This window comes from Eubacterium ramulus ATCC 29099, from assembly GCF_000469345.1.
Lineage (GTDB): Bacteria > Bacillota > Clostridia > Lachnospirales > Lachnospiraceae > Eubacterium_I > Eubacterium_I ramulus.
Window position 1 is genome coordinate 1 of the sequence record NZ_KI271167.1, and the last position, 1,428, is coordinate 1,428.

Consider the following 1,428-nt stretch of genomic DNA (forward strand, 5'->3'; position numbering starts at 1 on the left):
GGAAAGAAATGGTACTACCGCTTCTATGTAGAAGATGCAAGCGGCAATCTGGTTCAGAAAGAATACGCTGGAACAGAAAGTAAAAGTGAAACGGAAAAACTGCTCCGTCAGGCAATGGATGATTACGAAAGCAAGAAATTTGTCGCAAAGACAGATAATCTTACTGTAGGAGAACTTCTTGATATGTGGGCGGAAGAAGAACTGAAAGTCGGAACACTCAGCAATGGTACAGTGGAAAATTATCTTGGTGCAATCCGTTGTATCAAGAAACATCCGATTGCAGAACGCAAATTAAAAACCGTTACTGCTGAACATTTACAGGCATTTCTCGATCTGCTTACATTCGGTGGGGAATTTCCAGATGGAAAAGTGAGAAAAGGATACAGTAAAGATTACATCCATTCCTTTTCAGCAGTATTACAACAGGCTTTCCGGTTTGCAGTATTTCCAAAACAGTTGATTACTTTTAATCCTATGCAGTATATTAAGCTGAAAAAACAGGCAGAGGATGTGGATTTATTCTCAGATGATGAGGTAGAAGAAGGCATACAGCCTATTTCCCATGAAGATTATGAGAGACTGATAGAATACCTCAAAGTAAAGAATCCACCTGCAATCCTGCCAATCCAGATCGCATACTATGCGGGACTTCGTATCGGTGAAGTTTGCGGATTGACATGGCAGGACATCAATCTTGAAGAACAATGCCTGACCATTAAAAGAAGTATCCGCTATGATGGCACAAAACATAAAAACATCATCGGACCGACCAAGCGAAAGAAAGTAAGGATTGTTGATTTTGGCGATACTCTGACTGAAATACTGAAAACCGCCAGAAAAAAACAGCTTAAAAGCCGGATGCAGTATGGTGAACTTTACCACCGCAATTTCTACAAGGAAGCACAGGACAAAAACAGAGTGTATTATGAATATTATCATCTGGACGGAACCGAAGAAATCCCGGTAGATTACAAGGAAATCTCCTTTGTCTGCCTGAGACCGGACGGATGTCTGGAACTGCCAAGCACACTCAGCATTGCCTGCCGATCAGTTGCAAAAAGGCTGGACGGATTTGAGAATTTCCATTTCCACCAGTTGCGACACACCTACACAAGCAACCTCCTCTCAAACGGAGCTGCCCCAAAAGATGTGCAGGAACTGTTAGGGCACTCTGATGTCAGTACCACAATGAATGTCTACGCCCACTCTACAAGAAAGGCAAAGCGGAACTCCGCCAGACTTCTTGATAAAGTGGCAGGCAACGACTAAATAAAAAATTCCCTTATTTCCCTTGCTGATTCCGCATAAGGTCAAAAATAAGGGAAAATACATATCATTTCACTATTTAAGGGGCTGGAAAGCCCGTAAAATAAGGAAAGTTCAAGAAATCTCTCCACAAATTGCGATTTTTACTGTCTTTTCGTTTTA

Annotated in this window: 1 protein-coding gene; it reads left to right on the top strand. The window is 41.7% G+C overall.

Translation table 11 applies throughout. From position 1 onward, the window contains the following. Positions 1–1,269, top strand: a 1,269-nt coding sequence (locus HMPREF0373_RS12320; RefSeq protein ID WP_021740069.1) for a tyrosine-type recombinase/integrase, incomplete at its 5' end; no start/stop codon positions are given. Between the last annotated feature and the right edge of the window lie 159 nt (positions 1,270–1,428).